The organism is Bacillus sp. YH3-2-B2 (genome assembly GCF_053663335.1).
Genome location: NZ_JBSJQE010000002.1, coordinates 811459 through 827292, shown reverse-complemented (window position 1 = coordinate 827292; position 15834 = coordinate 811459). Strand labels below are relative to the sequence as shown.

Annotated in this window: 19 protein-coding genes and 1 riboswitch; of the genes, 6 read left to right on the top strand and 13 right to left on the bottom strand. The window is 46.8% G+C overall.

What is annotated here, in order from left to right; all coding sequences use genetic code 11:
* Positions 1-7 precede the first annotated feature (7 nt).
* The 11 genes from ACWJJX_RS09140 to ACWJJX_RS09090 all read right to left on the bottom strand — a co-directional run bounded on the left by ACWJJX_RS09140 (position 8) and on the right by ACWJJX_RS09090 (position 9785).
* Entirely contained in the window at positions 8-676 is a 669-nt protein-coding gene (locus ACWJJX_RS09140) for a methionine ABC transporter permease (RefSeq protein WP_003151851.1), read from the bottom strand.
* Entirely contained in the window at positions 669-1694 is a 1026-nt protein-coding gene (gene metN, locus ACWJJX_RS09135) for a methionine ABC transporter ATP-binding protein MetN (protein WP_003151850.1), read from the bottom strand. Before metN ends, ACWJJX_RS09140 begins: the two co-directional genes overlap by 8 nt.
* A 105-nt stretch (positions 1695-1799) precedes the next feature.
* Positions 1800-1906, bottom strand: a riboswitch (SAM riboswitch).
* A gap of 110 nt (positions 1907-2016) precedes the next feature.
* Positions 2017-2367: an SCP2 sterol-binding domain-containing protein gene (locus ACWJJX_RS09130; protein WP_003151848.1), complete on the bottom strand. Its 351-nt coding sequence runs from the start codon at positions 2365-2367 to the stop codon at positions 2017-2019.
* A 96-nt stretch (positions 2368-2463) separates the two neighbouring features.
* Positions 2464-2784, bottom strand: a complete 321-nt coding sequence (locus ACWJJX_RS09125) for a thioredoxin family protein (protein WP_454022916.1) — start codon at positions 2782-2784, stop codon at positions 2464-2466.
* A 2-nt stretch (positions 2785-2786) separates the two neighbouring features.
* Positions 2787-3152, bottom strand: a complete 366-nt coding sequence (locus ACWJJX_RS09120) for a toprim domain-containing protein (RefSeq protein ID WP_017418962.1) — start codon at positions 3150-3152, stop codon at positions 2787-2789.
* Positions 3153-3221: 69 nt separating this feature from the next.
* Positions 3222-3458 (bottom strand): YusG family protein, encoded by a 237-nt coding sequence (locus ACWJJX_RS09115; protein WP_003151845.1) that lies wholly within the window; start codon positions 3456-3458, stop codon positions 3222-3224.
* A gap of 54 nt (positions 3459-3512) precedes the next feature.
* Positions 3513-3896 (bottom strand): glycine cleavage system protein GcvH, encoded by a 384-nt coding sequence (gene gcvH, locus ACWJJX_RS09110; RefSeq protein WP_003151844.1) that lies wholly within the window; start codon positions 3894-3896, stop codon positions 3513-3515.
* Between the two features lie 59 nt (positions 3897-3955).
* Positions 3956-4312, bottom strand: coding sequence for an arsenate reductase family protein (locus ACWJJX_RS09105; protein ID WP_003151843.1), 357 nt, complete (start codon positions 4310-4312; stop codon positions 3956-3958).
* Positions 4313-4425: 113 nt separating this feature from the next.
* The gene (locus tag ACWJJX_RS09100) at positions 4426-6210 is read right to left on the bottom strand and encodes an acyl-CoA dehydrogenase family protein (protein WP_182069480.1); all 1785 of its coding nucleotides are present in this window, start codon (positions 6208-6210) and stop codon (positions 4426-4428) included.
* 19 nt (positions 6211-6229) lie between these two features.
* Entirely contained in the window at positions 6230-7405 is a 1176-nt protein-coding gene (locus ACWJJX_RS09095) for an acetyl-CoA C-acetyltransferase (RefSeq protein ID WP_003151841.1), read from the bottom strand.
* Positions 7406-7415: 10 nt separating this feature from the next.
* Positions 7416-9785: a 3-hydroxyacyl-CoA dehydrogenase NAD-binding domain-containing protein gene (locus ACWJJX_RS09090; RefSeq protein WP_454022915.1), complete on the bottom strand. Its 2370-nt coding sequence runs from the start codon at positions 9783-9785 to the stop codon at positions 7416-7418.
* Between the two features lie 190 nt (positions 9786-9975).
* Here ACWJJX_RS09090 and ACWJJX_RS09085 point away from each other — a divergent pair, with 190 nt between their 5' ends.
* Complete coding sequence (locus tag ACWJJX_RS09085) at positions 9976-10116, top strand: YuzL family protein (RefSeq protein ID WP_003151836.1); 141 nt, start codon at positions 9976-9978, stop codon at positions 10114-10116.
* A gap of 29 nt (positions 10117-10145) precedes the next feature.
* Here the strand turns inward: ACWJJX_RS09085 and ACWJJX_RS09080 are convergent, their stop codons facing one another.
* Entirely contained in the window at positions 10146-11054 is a 909-nt protein-coding gene (locus ACWJJX_RS09080; protein WP_077722805.1) for a proline dehydrogenase family protein, read from the bottom strand.
* Between the two features lie 89 nt (positions 11055-11143).
* On the opposite strand from ACWJJX_RS09080, the gene ACWJJX_RS09075 reads away from it, so the two are divergent.
* The 4 genes from ACWJJX_RS09075 to ACWJJX_RS09060 all read left to right on the top strand — a co-directional run bounded on the left by ACWJJX_RS09075 (position 11144) and on the right by ACWJJX_RS09060 (position 13959).
* Positions 11144-11401 carry a hypothetical protein gene (locus ACWJJX_RS09075; RefSeq protein ID WP_015418171.1) on the top strand — a complete coding sequence of 86 codons (258 nt, stop codon included), beginning with the start codon at positions 11144-11146 and terminating at the stop codon, positions 11399-11401.
* An 11-nt stretch (positions 11402-11412) separates the two neighbouring features.
* A complete protein-coding gene (locus tag ACWJJX_RS09070) occupies positions 11413-11745 on the top strand; it encodes a spore coat protein (RefSeq protein WP_003151830.1) in 333 nt (110 codons plus the stop codon).
* Positions 11746-11882: 137 nt separating this feature from the next.
* Positions 11883-12344 carry a MarR family winged helix-turn-helix transcriptional regulator gene (locus tag ACWJJX_RS09065; protein WP_003151828.1) on the top strand — a complete coding sequence of 154 codons (462 nt, stop codon included), beginning with the start codon at positions 11883-11885 and terminating at the stop codon, positions 12342-12344.
* 19 nt (positions 12345-12363) lie between these two features.
* Positions 12364-13959 (top strand): MDR family MFS transporter, encoded by a 1596-nt coding sequence (locus ACWJJX_RS09060; RefSeq protein WP_007410079.1) that lies wholly within the window; start codon positions 12364-12366, stop codon positions 13957-13959.
* Between the two features lie 109 nt (positions 13960-14068).
* Here the strand turns inward: ACWJJX_RS09060 and ACWJJX_RS09055 are convergent, their stop codons facing one another.
* Positions 14069-14956, bottom strand: coding sequence for a LysR family transcriptional regulator (locus tag ACWJJX_RS09055; RefSeq protein ID WP_077722807.1), 888 nt, complete (start codon positions 14954-14956; stop codon positions 14069-14071).
* Positions 14957-15077: 121 nt separating this feature from the next.
* On the opposite strand from ACWJJX_RS09055, the gene ACWJJX_RS09050 reads away from it, so the two are divergent.
* Entirely contained in the window at positions 15078-15824 is a 747-nt protein-coding gene (locus ACWJJX_RS09050; RefSeq protein ID WP_003151825.1) for an acetoacetate decarboxylase, read from the top strand.
* The last annotated feature ends 10 nt before the right edge of the window (positions 15825-15834 follow it).

The following is a 15834-nucleotide window of genomic DNA, read 5'->3' as shown; positions in this document are numbered from 1 at the left end:
TCCTCCCTTATCTTTTGTCTATTATATTTGTAATTACATCACCGATAATCTGAATGATAAAGACGATGATGAGTATAAATACTGTCGCTACAAACGTTACATCCGTATTATTGGACTGGTAGCCTTCTACATATGCAAGGTTTCCGAGTCCGCCTGAACCGATGGCGCCGGCAATGGCGGTAGATCCGATCAGGGCGATGGCCGTCACGGTGATGCCTGAAATTAACGCAGGCATTGATTCAGGAATCAGCACTTTGAAGATAATCGTCGATGTCTTTGCTCCCATTGATCTGGCAGCTTCGATGACTCCTTTATCGACTTCCCGGAGCGCAATTTCCGCAAGACGGGCGTAAAACGGCGCGGAGCCGATAATCAGCGCCGGCAATGCGGCATTCGGTCCTAAAATCGATCCGACCAAAATCTTAGTAAAGCCGAGAAGCAGAATAATTAAAATAAGAAACGGAATAGACCTGAAAATATTAACGACCGCCGCAATCACGGTGTTAATAATTTTATTTTCCCATAAGCTTCCCTTGCCCGTTAAAAAGAGCAGAAGACCGAGAATCGCTCCGATGATAAATGAAAAAACTAAAGCGATAACCGTCATATAAAGGGTCTCGTATGTGGCCGTCCACAGCTCGGTTATATCAACGTTCGGGAACCATTTTTCAAACATTTGTGATCACCTCTGCTTCTACCTGTTTGTCTTTGATGAACCGGATCACGTTTTCTACTTCTTTTTCCTGACCGTCAATATGAATGAATAATGAACCGTAGGCTCCGTCCTTCGTCTGTGAAATTTTCCCCTGCAGAATATTGACGTCCACATCAAAGTTTCGGATCATTTCCGTAATGAGGGGCTGCTCGGCGGCCTGCCCGACAAATGAAAGCTGAATCGTTTTCCCTGTCGCTGTTTCCTGCAGAAAATGCTGGATGGTTTCTTTCGTCTCTTCCGGTTCTGTCACCTGCTGAACGAAACGCTTGGTCATCGGTTCGCGCGGGTTTCTGAAAACTTGGAGTACTTCGCCTTCTTCAACGACTTTCCCGTTTTCCATGACGGCGACTCTGTTGCAGATTTTTCGGATGACGTGCATTTCATGGGTAATGAGCACGATCGTCAGACCGAGTCTGTCATTTATATCGGATAAAAGATCCAAAATTGAATCGGTCGTCTGCGGATCGAGCGCTGATGTCGCTTCATCGCACAGAAGGACTTTCGGATTATTGGCGAGCGCCCGGGCGATGCCGACACGCTGCTTTTGACCGCCGCTCAGCTGCGACGGATAAGATTTTTCTTTCCCCTCTAATCCGACCAGTTTAATCAATTCATCAGCGCGGCGGACCCGTTCGCTTTTTTTCACGCCGGCGATTTCCAGCGGGAACATAATGTTCTCCCGGACGGTGCGCGACCACAGAAGGTTAAAATGCTGGAAGATCATGCTGATTTCCTGGCGCGCTTTTCTCAGCCCGCGGCTGCTTACTTTATTTAATTCCGTCCCCGCGACTTCCACGGTTCCCGACGTCGGCTTTTCAAGGCCGTTCAGGAGACGGATTAAGGAACTTTTACCAGCTCCGCTATATCCTATAATTCCAAATATTTCGCCCTTTTTGATATCAAGAGTGACATCTTGGACAGCATTGACATCCCCATGCTTCGCTTTGTAAATTTTTGAAACATTTTGAAGATGGATCAAAGCAATCACCCGCCTTACACTATTCTAAGAAATCTTCCGGGTTTCTCCGCAAAAGAAAAGCCTTTCTGCAAAAATGAGCAGAAAGGCTTATTGAAAAAGGCCTTTCTCTCATCTTTCAAAGCAGACCGCTTCGAGTGAATTGGCACCATTTCAACATTGTTGATGGTTGCCGGGCTTCATAGGGCACTTCCCTCCACCTCTCTTGATAAGAGAAAACATATCGTATTTTCGTCCGGAAATTCTTACTGTAGAATAGCACGGCGAATGATAAAAAGTCAATAAAATAAATATTGGAAGCTATTGTCACATAGTAGATTGGCAGTTACGGCCGTTTACTGATCGCCTGAAAAAATCCGTTTGTCAGCCAGAGGATGGCCTCCAGCTTCAGCAGGGCTCTGAATGATCCTTTCACTTTGAGTTTTCCGCTTTGGATAAGCTTTTGCAAAGAGACATCACCATGCAGGAGATGGATGATTTCCGTCTGGTTTCCGTAAAAGGTCAAATTAGATTTTTCCTTTGAAGCCGACGTTTTTCTCATTTCTCCCTGTCCGTTAATTGAGACCGTTAAGGCTTCTGTTTCTCCTTGGAATGTAATCAGCAGCGTTGAGGCGTTTAATAGCGGTTTCAAAAACAGATGCTGTCCGTCATTCTCTGAAACTTCTATTTTCTCCACTCGTATAACCTCCCGTTTTAATGGCCATACATACACTTTCTCTTTTTAACGGACAGAACCCTTTATAAACCGCACGACATTTTCCTGTAAATATTGTCACATCGGGAACGTTTGCGATGTTTTTTGTTTAATCAGCTCATATAAATAGGAAACGGAGCGGAAGGCGTATCCTTTCTCAACAAGCTCTCCGCCTTTAAACAGCAAAAAGCACGGAACGCCTTCAATCTGATAGGCTTTGGCGAATGCGGGGGAATAATTCACGTTGTTTTTATAGAAGGCGGCGCCGGGCAGCATTTCTTCGACGACAGTAAGCATTTTGGACGCCAGCTGGCATGTGCCGCAAAACGGGGTGTACAAATACAGGAGATAAACGTCATCCTGAATCGATTCGAGTTCATTTTCTTGGAGTTCTTTCATGATTACCACCTCAGGTCGTTCTTTTTCAAAAATACAGTGTCAGCATCAAAGCCGGCTCTGATCAGCACAGATGCGAGATGATGGCCCGGGCACGACTCGACTTGCCTGTATGTTCTGTCTATATAAATATGGCGCGCTTCGGGAAGCTCCCGTTTCAGCTGTTTTCTTAGTTTATCTCCCGAGTCATCTGCGTCCGTTAAAATATAGACGTCTCTGTCAAACAGGCGGTCCGCCAAATCTTCCAGTTCGGTTTGGCCGATCGTCCCGTTTGTACAGACGATTTCCGCGGGTTCGATGAGCACTTCCCTGACTTTGATTTTATCAGATTTTCCTTCTACGATAATGACCTTTTCATCTCCGTTGTACATAAGCGCGTCACCTGCCGATTGTTTTAGCGTCAGATTGAAAAAGAAGGCAGTGAAATTCACCGCCAACTGTTAACACCAGCCATTCTCATAATCGCAATCGACATATTTCGGATCGCTGCCGTTTATGACATCGGCTGTTTTATAAAATTTTTGATTTTCAAATGAAAAGCCCTGTTTGAGCTCGTACTGGTCCATGCCTGTCATCTCGCCGATGGCTTCATTTTCATGAAACAAGGAAAACCGGCCGTTTTGAAAGCGGCCCGTGACGTTCTCCGTCACATCGACCTTTTGTTTATCAAAAGCCATTTTAGACACCTCCCGTTACAGATAGAGTGTCCAAATGGCCCCTTTGCTATCCGATCAGTCTTCCTGTGTCATTTCGTCATATTGCTCAGAAGTCATGAGGTTTTCGATTTCTTCAGCATCAGCCGGTTCCACGACGATCATCCACGCTTTTTCATACGGAGACTCGTTTACGAATTCCGGACTGTCATCAAGGTCTTCGTTCACTTCCGTCACCGTTCCGTTAATCGGTGCGTACAGTTCGGATACGGTTTTGACGGATTCCACGCTGCCGAATGGCTCGTCCGCTTTAATTTCGGCGCCGACTTCCGGAAGCTCGACAAATACGATGTCGCCAAGTTCGGCTTGCGCGAAATGTGTAATCCCGATACGGGCTTTTCCGTCCTCAACTTTGACCCATTCGTGCTCTTTGGAATAACGCATATCTTTCGGTGTGCTCATCTAAATCCCTCCATTTTTTTCTTATAATAAGAAGATACCATAATTCTTTGAACCTGGCATTACATCCAATATTTTTCGAATTGGTCTTCTTTAAAGCCGACAGTGACTTTTTCGCCGTCTGTCGTAATCGGGCGTTTCAGGAGCATACCGTCTGATGCAAGGAGTTCAAGCTGTTCATCCTCTGACATATGATACAGTTTTTCCTTTAAGTTCAGCTCGCGGTATTTCATTCCGCTCGTGTTGAAAAACTTTTTCAGCTCAAGACCGCTCTTTTCATAGAGGTCTTTAATTTCTTCTTTCGACGGAGTTTCCTCCGCGATATGTATTTCGTTTATTTCCTTACCGCGGTCTTCCAGCCATTTTTTCGCATTACGGCACGTTCCGCATTTAGGGTACCAGTAAAAATTTAACGACATCTTCTTCACCCCTTGTAAATGATCGTCGTTATTTTAACACAATCACTTGTAAAAACCTATAACGTTGCTTCATGAAAAAGCGCCCCTGATGAAGGAGCGCTTTCAGCATGTGATCAGACCGTATATTTTTCTTCACGGAAGACGGCTGCTGCCGCTTCACGTTTTTTCTGAATGAGGTTCTTCGGCGTCAGGCGCGTCAGTTTGCGCAGCACGGAAAGCATCATGCGGAGGGAATCTCCTTCCTCCATGGCGATCAGTGATTCTTTGGCGTGCGCTTCAATGTTCTGAAGGGCTTCCTGGGCAAAGATTTCCGTATATAACAGCTTCTGCGCGGCTTTTTCGGCACCGTCCGCCGCAATTGCTTTTTCGGTTCTGAGGACGGCAGATTCCAAAGCATACAGCGCGCTGACAATATCGGCAATGTTCACCATGATTTCCTGCTCGCCTTCAATCTCTTTGCCGTATTTCTGCGCCGCGAGGCCCGCTGTCAAGAGGGCGATTTTTTTCGCCTGTCTGACAATGTATTTTTCCTGTTCAAGAGGTTCTGAGCCCGGCTCTTCAGGCATCAGCATCATGAGTTCATCTTGGAGCGCTTTTGCTTTTTCAAAGAGCGGCAGCTGACCTTTTACGGCTTTTTTCAGAAACGTGCTCGTTACGATCAGGCGGTTGATTTCATTTGTGCCTTCAAAAATCCTGTTGATTCTTGAGTCGCGATAGGCGCGCTCCACTTCATATTCCTGCATAAACCCGTAACCGCCGTGAATTTGAACGCCTTCGTCGGCAATGTAATCAAGCGTTTCAGAACCGCACATTTTGTTGAGCGAGCATTCAATCGCGTACTCGGCGATGGACTTCGCGACTTCGCGTCCGTCTTTTTGCTCCTCTTCCGTCAGTCTGCTCATATTATCTTCGAATAAGCCTACTGTTCTGTATACAGAGCTCTCCATGGCGTAAAGCCGGGCTGACATCGTCGCAAGCTTTTCCTGAGTGAGCGTGAAGCTTGCGATCGGCGTTTTAAATTGCCGGCGCTGGTTTGCATAAGCGGCAGACAGCTCAATCACCCGTTTTGAAGCGCCGATTGTGCCGACGGCAAGCTTGTAGCGCCCGATATTCAGAATATTAAAGGCGATGACATGGCCTTTTCCGATTTCGCCGAGAAGATTTTCTTTCGGGACTTCCGCCTGATCTAAAATCAGCGTTCTTGTCGATGAACCCTTAATCCCCATTTTTTTCTCTTCCGGTCCCGTTGATACGCCCGGATAGTTCTTTTCTACGATAAATGCGGAAAATTTATCTCCGTCCACTTTAGCGTAGACGACAAAGACATCTGCAAAGGCGGAGTTTGTAATCCATTGCTTTTCCCCGTTAAGAATATAGTGTGTGCCCGCTTCATTCAAAACAGCCGTCGTTTTCGCGCCGAGGGCATCTGAACCTGAACCGGGCTCAGTTAAGGCGTATGCCGCGATTCTTTGTCCTGAAGCCAAGTCCGGCAAATAGGTTTTTTTCTGTTCTTCCGTTCCGAAGAACACAATCGGCAATGAACCGATCCCGACGTGAGCGCCGTAAGATAGCGAAAAGCTGCCGGCACGTGAAAACTTTTCCGTAATGAAGGCTGAACTGATTTTATCCAGGCCGATTCCGCCGTACTCTTCAGGCACGTCTGCTCCGAGGAGGCCGAGATCTCCGGCTTTTTTCAGCAGTCTGACCGAATGCTCGAACTGATGGTTTTCAATTTCATCTATATAAGGAAGCACATCGTTTACGACATAGTCTTCTGTCGTTTTGCCGATCATTTTATGTTCGTCTGTAAAGTCCTCCGGAGTGAATATTTGATCATATCCCGTCTCTTCAATCAGAAAGCTGCCGCCTTTTTTGACGTTGACCGTTTCCTGTTTCATGCTTCGTTTCCCCCTTGTTTTAAATGAGCTCAAATACGCCGGCAGCGCCCATGCCGCCTCCGATGCACATCGTCACCACGCCGAATTGCTCGTTTCTCCGTTTCATTTCATGAATGAGTGACAGGGTCAGCTTCGTCCCCGTGCATCCGAGCGGATGTCCGAGCGCGATGGCGCCTCCGTTGACGTTCACCTTTTCTTCATCAATCCCGAGCGATCTGATGACTTGAATGGCCTGTGAAGCAAAGGCCTCATTCAATTCAAAAAGCCCGATATCCTGTAATTCGAGTCCGGCAAGCTTGAGCGCCCGCGGAATGGCTTCAATCGGACCGATTCCCATTACCTCAGGGGGAACGCCGCCTACGGCAAAGGAACGGAATTTGACTAGCGGCGCCAATCCGAGCGAAGAAGCTTTTTCGCGATCCATCAGCATGACAGCCGCCGCGCCGTCACTTGTTTGTGAAGAGTTCCCGGCCGTCACGGTTCCCGTTTTAGAAAAAGCCGGGCGGAGCTTCGCCAAGACGTCAGCCGATGTGCCGGGGCGCACGCCTTCATCCTGAGAAAAGGTAAATTGTTTTTTCCGCGGCTTATGGTCATCCCCGACTTCTGTCAGCGATACTTCAACCGGCACGATTTCGTCATTGAATTTCCCTTCCTTAAGGGCTTTTGCGGCATTCTGATGGCTGCGGACTGCAAATGCATCCTGATCTTCTCTGGATACCCCGTACGTTTCGGCGACTTGCTCCGCCGTATGCCCCATGCTCATGTAATACTCAGGCGCATGCTCCGCCAAAGCGATATTCGGCCGTGTCACATGCCCCATCATCGGAACTTGCGACATGGATTCCGCACCGCCGGCGATTACGGTGTCGCCCGCGCCGATCATGATTTTTTCCGCACCGTAAGCGATGGACTGGAGTCCGGAAGAGCAGTAGCGGTTCACCGTAATGGCCGGCACTGTATGAGGAAGCCCCGCCAGCGCACCGATATTCCGCGCCATATTTAATCCTTGTTCGGCTTCAGGTGTTGCACATCCGATAATTAAGTCATCGATATTTCCTTCATAGCCGCCTGCCCGTTTCAGCGTTTCTTTTACACAAAGCGCGCCTAAATCATCAGGACGAACGGCTGCAAGCGAGCCTTTTTTCGCTTTACCGACCGGGGTTCTCGCACCGGCCACAATGACTGCTTCTCTCATAAACACCCTCCTAGTTCCGTAAAGGTTTGCCTTTGACGAGCATATGCTGCATTCTCGCTTGAGATTTCGCCTCGCCAGCGAGGCTTAAAAAGGCTTCTCTTTCAATCTCGAGTAAATATTCTTCTGAAACCTCCGTGCCGAACGGGACTCTTCCGCCGGCAATGACATGGGCCAGCTTCTTCGCAATCTTCATATCGTGATCGGATAAATAACCCGACCGTCTCATTTGGTCTGCTCCGAGCAGTAATGCCGCACAGCCGGTTTCTCCGGTGACTTTCACTTTTTTGCGGGCAGGCGGACGGTATCCGCTGTCATATAAGGAAGCAGCCAGCTGTTTCGCATCGTGCAGCAGGTGATCCTGATTCATGCTGATACGGTCTGCCGCGGACAAAATCTTCATGTCACGGGCTTCGTGTGCCGAACCGGACACCTTGGCAAGCGCGATTGTTTCAAAGGTTTTAATCGCTGCGTCCATCAGTTCACTTCCGCCGTCCAAATAATTGATGTACAGCTCTTTGTTTCCTCCGCCGCCCGGAATAAGGCCGACGCCGGTTTCAACGAGACCCATATACGATTCGCTCGCCGCCTGAACGCGTGCCGCCGGGAGACAGACTTCCGTGCCGCCGCCGAGTGTCATCCCGAATGGCGCCGCTACAACGGGTTTAGCGCTGTATTTGATGTTCAGCATCGTCTGCTGAAAACGGCGGATGACAAAATCGACTTCCATGAAGTTATCATCCTGGGCTTCCATTAAAATCATCGCAAGGTTTGCTCCCGCGCAGAAATGTCTGCCTTGGTTACCGATGACAAGACCTTTATAATTCCGCTCCGTTTCCTCAAGCGCATTGTCAATCATCTGAATAATGTCTAAGCCGATCGCGTTGCTTTTCGTATGAAATTCCAGCAGCGCGACATCATCGCCGAGATCAATCAGACTTGCGCCGCTGTTTTTAGTGATAACGCCTTTTGTTTCTTTTAACGTTTGCAGGCTGATCCGTTTCGGATTTTCTTTCACAGCCCTGTATTGGCCGTCTGAATAATAAAATTGTGTTCCGTTTTCCTTCATATAAAATGTTTCATGGTCCTGATCAAGCATTTCTTTCACCCAGCCGGGGAGTGCTGCGCCTTCTTCTTCGAGCCGCTCCGCTGATTTTCTGACGCCGATGGCATCCCACATCTCAAACGGTCCGAGCTCCCATCCGAAGCCCCATTTCATGGCGTCATCAATTGCTTTAATATCATCAGCGATCTCACCTAAAAGCCGGGCTGAGTATAAGAGTGTTTGCGATGTGATATTCCAAAGCAGGCGTCCGGCGCGGTCATCGGAATATACAAGCGCTTTCATTTTGCCTTTGGCACCCTTTGCCTGTTTGGCGGCTTCTAAAGCGGGCGTCTTCATTTTCGAGCGCTCACCGTATGTCATGGTCAGCGGATCGAGTTCATATATTGTTTTACCTTCTTTTTTGTAAAATCCTTGGCCTGATTTGCTGCCCAGCCAATTGTTTTTCAGCATGTCATTCATAAATTCAGGAAGCTTAAACATGTCTTTTTCAGCGCCGTCGGCTTTATCATACACATTTTTTGCCACATGAGCGAAAGTATCAAGCCCCACAACGTCAAGGGTTCTGAAGGTCGCGCTTTTCGGTCTGCCGATCAAAGGCCCGGTCACCGTGTCCACCTCGCCGATGCGGCAGCCGGAAGAAAGCATTTCTCTTACCGTGACCAGCAGGCCGTACGTACCGATGCGGTTGGCGATAAAGTTAGGCGTGTCTTTTGCGTTGACGACACCTTTCCCAAGCGTGTTTTCTGCAAATGAAGTCATAAACTCCAGCACGTCAGGATCCGTTTCCTGAATCGGAATGATTTCCAGAAGCTTCAAGTAGCGGGCCGGATTAAAGAAATGGGTTCCTAAGAAATGAGCTTTAAAATCGGCAGATCGGCCTTCCGCCATTTTTGTGACGGAGATACCGGACGTATTGCTCGACACGATGCTTCCCGGTTTCCGGTATTCATCAACGAGTGAGAAAATCTGTTTTTTTACGTCAAGATTTTCGACGACGACTTCAATAATCCAATCAGCATCCTTCAATTGAGCTGCGTCATCTTCCAAATTCCCCGCCGTTATATAGTCGAGATTGGCAGCCGAAGTCAGCGGCGCCGGTTTTTGCTTCAGCAGCTTTTGCATAGCCGATCGGCTCAGTCTGCTGCGGACCTCCGGGCTTTCTAATGTCAGCCCTTTTTTCATCTCATCCTTTGTCAGCTCGTTTGGCACAATATCAAGCAGCAGGACGGGAATTCCGATGTTAGCCAAGTGCGCGGCAATTCCGGACCCCATGACGCCTGATCCGAGAACGGCTGCTTTCTTTATAAACTTGTGCATGAGTCATCCCCCTTGAACTTTGAATGAATAGTCATTCATTTTTTCGGCAAAAAAAATGAAACCCTTTTCTTCTTTCATCTTAAAAGATTTTCAGGATGACTTCAATAGCAAATATGGAATTTTTTTAAATTTTTCGGCTTCCGCATGTTCCATGGCGCGGGCGGGAAACTTAAACCCGGAGGTGAAGGGAATGGTGCGAGGGAGAAAAGATCCGTCTTCTGCCGCAGTGAGCGCGGCCAGCATGAAAGGAAATGCGGGACCGAAGCAAAAATACGGCGGCGGCAAACGGACGAGCCAAAATCAGCAATATAAAAAAGACAACATGGAATAACATACTGCGGCTGCTTTTTGGAGCAGCCGTTATTTTTTAAAGATCCCTTTCAGCACAAACGCCGCATTTGCTGGGCGCTCGGCAATTCTTCTCATCAAGTACCCGTACCAATCGGTGCCGTACGGGACATACACCCTCATCCTGTATCCTTCTTCGGCAAGCTCCTTCTGGCGCTCCGTTCTGATGCCGTACAGCATTTGGAATTCAAACTGCTCCCGTGGAATCTGATGCTCGCTGATGAGTGTTTTCGTATAAGAAATGATGTCATCATCATGTGTTGCCACCGCCGTTTCATGGCCGCTCAAAAGCTGCAGCTTAATCAGCTGCTGAAAATGAAGATCGGTTGCTTTTTTATCAGGGAACGCAACGGCCGCCGATTCTTTATAAGCGCCTTTTACAAGCCTGAGCCGCGGCTTATATGGCATCAGACCGCTGATGTCTTCAGCTGCCCGGTACAAATAAGCCTGAATGACGGTGCCGAGCATCGGAAAATCCGGCTTGCACCGCTTATACAGCTCAAGCGTACGGCCGCATCTTGAATAGTCCTCCATATCAATCGTTACAGGCACGCCGCGTTCTTTTGCCTCCGTCAATATGTCTCTGACATGCTGTTCCGCGAGTTCCTCGGAAATATCCAGACCGATGGATGTTAATTTCAGCGACAGCTCACAATCCAGTTGATTCTCGGCAATCGCCCTGATTGCTTTTTTACATTCTTCCGCCGTCCTTTTCGCATCCTTCTCTGAACCCGCATATTCACCTAGATAATCAATCGAAGCCGACAGCCCTTTTTGGTTCAGCCGCTTTACCGTTTTCACAGCTTCCGTGAGCGTTTCCCCTGCAACGAACCTTCCCGCGCCGAAGCGGATTCCGTAAGCCTGGGCGAATTTTGTAAGCATTTTATTTTTCGACAAAAATAAACATATGCTCCGCAGCAAGGATGAACTCCCTCCTTTTTCTTTTATTCGTGTATGAATTTCCGGTCGCAGAGAAAGCTAAAAAGAACAGAATTGAAGGAGGCGTTTATATGAACAACCAAGAGCAGCACGGAAACTTGCCGCCTGCCGTCATCTCAACGAAAGACCATTTGTATCTTGAGGACATGCTGAACTGGAATCTGCTTGCCATGAAAAAAGCGCATTTTATGGCGGAACACTGCCAGAATCAGACGTTAAAACAAGAGCTTGATCAGATCGGCCGGATGCATCAGAAGCATTATCAGCACATATTGGGCCGCTTGAACCCCGATCAAGGCGGACAGACAACAACAGGCTACATGCAATAGGAGGACAATACATGGAACAGCAAAATCAAAAAATCACGAATCCGCAAACGCCCGTGCCCAATACGGCGCAAATGAATGACAGAGACTTGGTCAATGAGCTGCTGACGACGGAAAAATACATCACGGCTTCATATTGCACAGCCCTGCACGAGTTCAGCCACGAGTCTCTTTATCAAGATATTCAGGCGATTTTCGATGAGTCACAAAAAGCGCAAAGAAGATTATACGATGTGATGTTTCAAAATGGCTGGTATTCCATTGAAGCAGCCGATACCCAAAAGCTTCAGCAATCGTATCAGAAGTTCCGGCAGACCATTCAGCAGCAGTCTCCCTACCAGCAGTAAAATGAAGAAGGATTTGATGTTTTCGCCAAGCATCAGTCCTTTTTTATTTTTGCACAAAAAGATTGACTTATCATTAATCCTTATTTATATTTAACTAATGTTAATTATTTTCTCGAGGAACAAGATGAGGAGGAGTTATGAAAAACGCGGATCAATATGTGTCTGACATTCAGAAATCCCTTCAGACGCTGCTGCAAAACATACAGCCTGAAATGGTGGAAAGCATGGCAAAACACGAGGTGACGCCTGCCCAATTATTTGTTTTAGCCAGCCTGAAAAAACACGGGAGCTGCAAAGTTTCCGAAATTGCGGAACGCATGGAGGTAAAGCCGAGCGCAGTGACGCTGATGGCCGACCGCCTCGAACAAAAAGGACTTATCGTCCGCAAACATAACCAGCAGGACAGACGCGTCATCGACATCAGCCTCACTAAAAAAGGCGAAACAAAATTCGAAGATGTTGTGGAAGGACGGAAAGCGATACTGGCGCGAAACCTGTCCGTTCTGACTGACGACGAACTGATTCAGTCCGTGAACATCATCCGCAAAGTAGCGGAAGCCGCCGAGAAATACGCGGCTGATCAAAAAGAAAACGAATAGAAAGAGGAGCTGCCAAAACATGAGCATTGAAAAGAAAGATCCAAAACGCACATTATTAATAACAGGCTTAATCATCGCCATGTTTTTCTCAGCCCTTGACGGCACCATCGTAGGAACGGCGATTCCTAAAATCGTGGGTGACCTCGGGGGATTAAGCATGATGACGTGGCTGACCACGGCATATCTTTTAACTTCGACGACGATCGTTCCGATTGCGGGGAAACTTGCAGATTTATTGGGGCGCCGCGTCGTTTATGTGTCAGGTTTATTGATTTTTATGGGAGCTTCCGCACTGTGCGGAATGGCCAGCAACATGACGGAACTGATTATTTTCCGCGGACTTCAGGGAATCGGCGGCGGTGTCATGATGCCGATGGCCATGATCGTCATCGGGGATTTGTTCACAGGGAAACAGCGTGCCAAGTTCCAAGGGCTTTTCGGGGCGATTTACGGGCTTGCTTCCGTTATCGGCCCGCAAATCGGGGGCTGGATTGTTGACTCTTTAAATTGGAAATGGGTTTTCTATATCAACCTGCCAGTCGGAATCTTAGCCGTGATCTTTATCGCAAGAGGACTTCAAGGCAGAAAACAGACTGGGCCGATTAACTTTGACATCGCCGGCATTTTCACAATGATTGTCGGAATCGTCAGCCTCCTTCTCGCGCTCAGCTTCGGAGGAAAGGATTACGCATGGGGCTCTTGGCAGATTCTCGGTCTCTTTGCGCTTGCGCTTGCCGGGATTGTCGGATTCATTTTCGCTGAAATCAAAGCAAAAGAACCGATTCTGCCGATGTACCTGTTTAAAAACAGAACGTTTACCGTACTGAATCTGATCGGCTTTTTCATGAGTATCGGCATGTTCGGCGCCGTTACGTTCGTTCCTTTCTTTATGCAGGGAATTATCGGAGTCAGCGCCACCGCGTCCGGCACGATTATGACGCCGATGATGGTATCTATGATTATCACAAGTATTATCGGAGGCCAGCTGGTTTATAAGATCGGTATTAAACCGCAAATCATGATCGGCATGCTGATCATGGCCGTCGGCTTCTTCTTATTAACGACCTTGCAGCTGGATACAAGCAAGCTCGCGGCTACATGCTATATGGCCGTGATCGGTCTGGGAATGGGGCTTGTCATGCCGCTTCTCACACTCGCTCTGCAAGAAACGTTTTCAAAAGAAGAGCTGGGCGTTGTGACTTCATCAAGCCAATTTTTCCGGATGATCGGGGGAACGTTCGGCATTACGGTGCTCGGCGCTGTCATGAATGCCAGATCAGGAAGCCTTTTAACCGACAGACTGGTGCCTTACTTAGATTCACTCCCGAAACAGGCAAGTGCCTTTGCCGCCCAGTTTAAAGGTATGATTGACAAGAATCCTGAAGGGCTGCTTCAATCCTTGTTCAGTCAGGAATCGATTAAGCAGATTCCGGCCGCATTTTCTTCCCATATCGTGCCGGTTTTGAAAACGTCACTGATGGATTCGCTTCACAGCGTGTTTTTCACAGGCCTGGCCTTTATCGCTGCCGGATTGATCCTCACGCTGTTTGTTAAATCAATTAAGCTGACAAACAAAAAGACAGGCAAACAAGAAGAAAAGGCGAAAGCCGTTTAACAAAGAAAAATCCCGCGGATGCCGCGGGATTTTTTTATATCATCTGTGCCTCTCCGTTTCCAAATGACCAGTCTTCCGCCTCATTGGAAATCGGGGGGGTGAAAATTATTTAATAAACCTTAAACATTTCATCGTTATCTTTATAGTACGACATAATAAAGTCACGAAAATTTCTTACCGAAGAAGATAACAGCCTATGTCTCATCCAAGATAAGCCGACTGGATATGAAGCAGAGTGATCAGTCACTTTTATAAAATTCAGCCCCAATGTTCTGCAAACTGAAATAGGAAGCAACGCAACACCTCGATCCAGCTTTATAATCTCGACAAGTAAATGAGAATCCGCCTCAAATGCAATATTTGGGGTGAAACCAGCTTTCTCACAAAGCGAGGCTGTAAAACCGCTATACTCCTCATTATTAGCAAGGGTAATAAATGGTTCATCGGCGACAAGACGTAAAGAAATTTCTGTTTTACCCGTAAATCGGTGGTTTGAGGGCAAAGCCAGAACAATATCTTCATTTACCAGCACACAACTCTCTATCTCTTCATCTTGAATCGGATGACCTGTTATTCCTAAATCAATGTCCCCTTTTTTTAAACTTGTTATGATCCCGCTTTTAACTCCGATGGCTTGGAGAATTTTTGATTGAGGGGAGCGGTTGATATATTCACTCATCAGTCCTGCAAGGAATCTTGGATTGGAAATAGATATTCTTATGGTATCAGAAATTTGATGTTCCTCCAATTGAATCTCCGTTTGTGCATTTTCAATCTCAGTAAAAATCCTGTTTACATGTTTTAAAAGAATCTTCCCTGATGAACTCAGCTTAATATTTCTGCCTTTTCTCTCAAACAAAGCTGTTCCCAGTTCATTCTCAAGTCTTTTTATAGTGAGACTTAAAGAAGGCTGGGCAATCTTTAATTGTTCTGCTGCTTTAGAAATATGCTCAGTATAGGCAACTGTCTGAAAGTATTTTAGCTGCAGCAATTCCATCTGTCTGCATCCCCCTCATTTATTTCAATAAATATATATATAACTTATTATGTATTAGATTAAATGTAAATGCGGATGTAAGATAATAGCATAGTTAAAGAAAAGGAAAGGGTGTCATGCAATGAAAATTGATGTGAAAGATATAGCAAAAAATTTAAATACGCCACTAACGGCTCCTGCTTATCCTATCCCAAATTATAAATTTGTTAACCGTGAATATTTAAATATTATTTACCGAACGGATGAAAAAGCTTTACGTGCGGCAGTGCCAGAACCTCTTGAAATTACTGAACCTTTAGTGAAATTCGAAGTGATGCGGATGCCCGATGTTTCCGGACTTGGTGCCTATACAGAGGCGGGACAAGTCATCCCTGTCAGCTTTAATGGTGAAGAAGGAGATTATGTACATTCTATGTATGTAGACAATTTCCCGGCTATTGCAAGCGGACGGGAACTTACTGCATATCCAAAGAAATTGGGCGCCCCTAAGCTGTATATAGACTCTGATACTCTCGTTGGCACATTAGATTATGGCAGTCTTCGTGTGGCAGCTGCGACTATGGGATATAAACATTTCGAAATGGACAAGGAAAAAGCGAAAAGGGAAATTTGCCGACCTAATTTTATGGTTAAGATTGCTACTGATTACAACGGTGATTTAAGGGTTTGCGATTTGGTGCGCACGCAAATAACGAATATAGAAGTTAAAGGTGCCTGGTCTGGACCGGCGCGGCTTCAATTATTTGAACATGCTCTGGCGCCTCTTGCAGATTTGCCTGTATTAGAAGTCGTTTCAGCATCTCATATTATTACGGATTTAACCTTAAATGCAGCACAGCCGGTTTATAACTACTTAGAGGAAAAATAAGGAGACGTTA

Coding starts and splice junctions, on each gene's coding strand:
- ACWJJX_RS09125 (WP_454022916.1), bottom strand. CDS start 2,784: ATGAAAGAACTCCAAGAAAATGAACTCGAATCGATTCAGGATGACGTT.
- ACWJJX_RS09085 (WP_003151836.1), top strand. CDS start 9,976: ATGGTGCGAGGGAGAAAAGATCCGTCTTCTGCCGCAGTGAGCGCGGCC.
- ACWJJX_RS09060 (WP_007410079.1), top strand. CDS start 12,364: ATGAGCATTGAAAAGAAAGATCCAAAACGCACATTATTAATAACAGGC.
- ACWJJX_RS09075 (WP_015418171.1), top strand. CDS start 11,144: ATGAACAACCAAGAGCAGCACGGAAACTTGCCGCCTGCCGTCATCTCA.
- ACWJJX_RS09105 (WP_003151843.1), bottom strand. CDS start 4,312: ATGTCGTTAAATTTTTACTGGTACCCTAAATGCGGAACGTGCCGTAAT.
- ACWJJX_RS09050 (WP_003151825.1), top strand. CDS start 15,078: ATGAAAATTGATGTGAAAGATATAGCAAAAAATTTAAATACGCCACTA.
- ACWJJX_RS09065 (WP_003151828.1), top strand. CDS start 11,883: ATGAAAAACGCGGATCAATATGTGTCTGACATTCAGAAATCCCTTCAG.
- ACWJJX_RS09070 (WP_003151830.1), top strand. CDS start 11,413: ATGGAACAGCAAAATCAAAAAATCACGAATCCGCAAACGCCCGTGCCC.
- ACWJJX_RS09100 (WP_182069480.1), bottom strand. CDS start 6,210: ATGAAACAGGAAACGGTCAACGTCAAAAAAGGCGGCAGCTTTCTGATT.
- gcvH (WP_003151844.1), bottom strand. CDS start 3,896: ATGAGCACACCGAAAGATATGCGTTATTCCAAAGAGCACGAATGGGTC.
- ACWJJX_RS09090 (WP_454022915.1), bottom strand. CDS start 9,785: ATGCACAAGTTTATAAAGAAAGCAGCCGTTCTCGGATCAGGCGTCATG.
- ACWJJX_RS09095 (WP_003151841.1), bottom strand. CDS start 7,405: ATGAGAGAAGCAGTCATTGTGGCCGGTGCGAGAACCCCGGTCGGTAAA.
- ACWJJX_RS09055 (WP_077722807.1), bottom strand. CDS start 14,956: ATGGAATTGCTGCAGCTAAAATACTTTCAGACAGTTGCCTATACTGAG.
- ACWJJX_RS09120 (WP_017418962.1), bottom strand. CDS start 3,152: ATGTACAACGGAGATGAAAAGGTCATTATCGTAGAAGGAAAATCTGAT.
- ACWJJX_RS09140 (WP_003151851.1), bottom strand. CDS start 676: ATGTTTGAAAAATGGTTCCCGAACGTTGATATAACCGAGCTGTGGACG.
- ACWJJX_RS09115 (WP_003151845.1), bottom strand. CDS start 3,458: ATGGCTTTTGATAAACAAAAGGTCGATGTGACGGAGAACGTCACGGGC.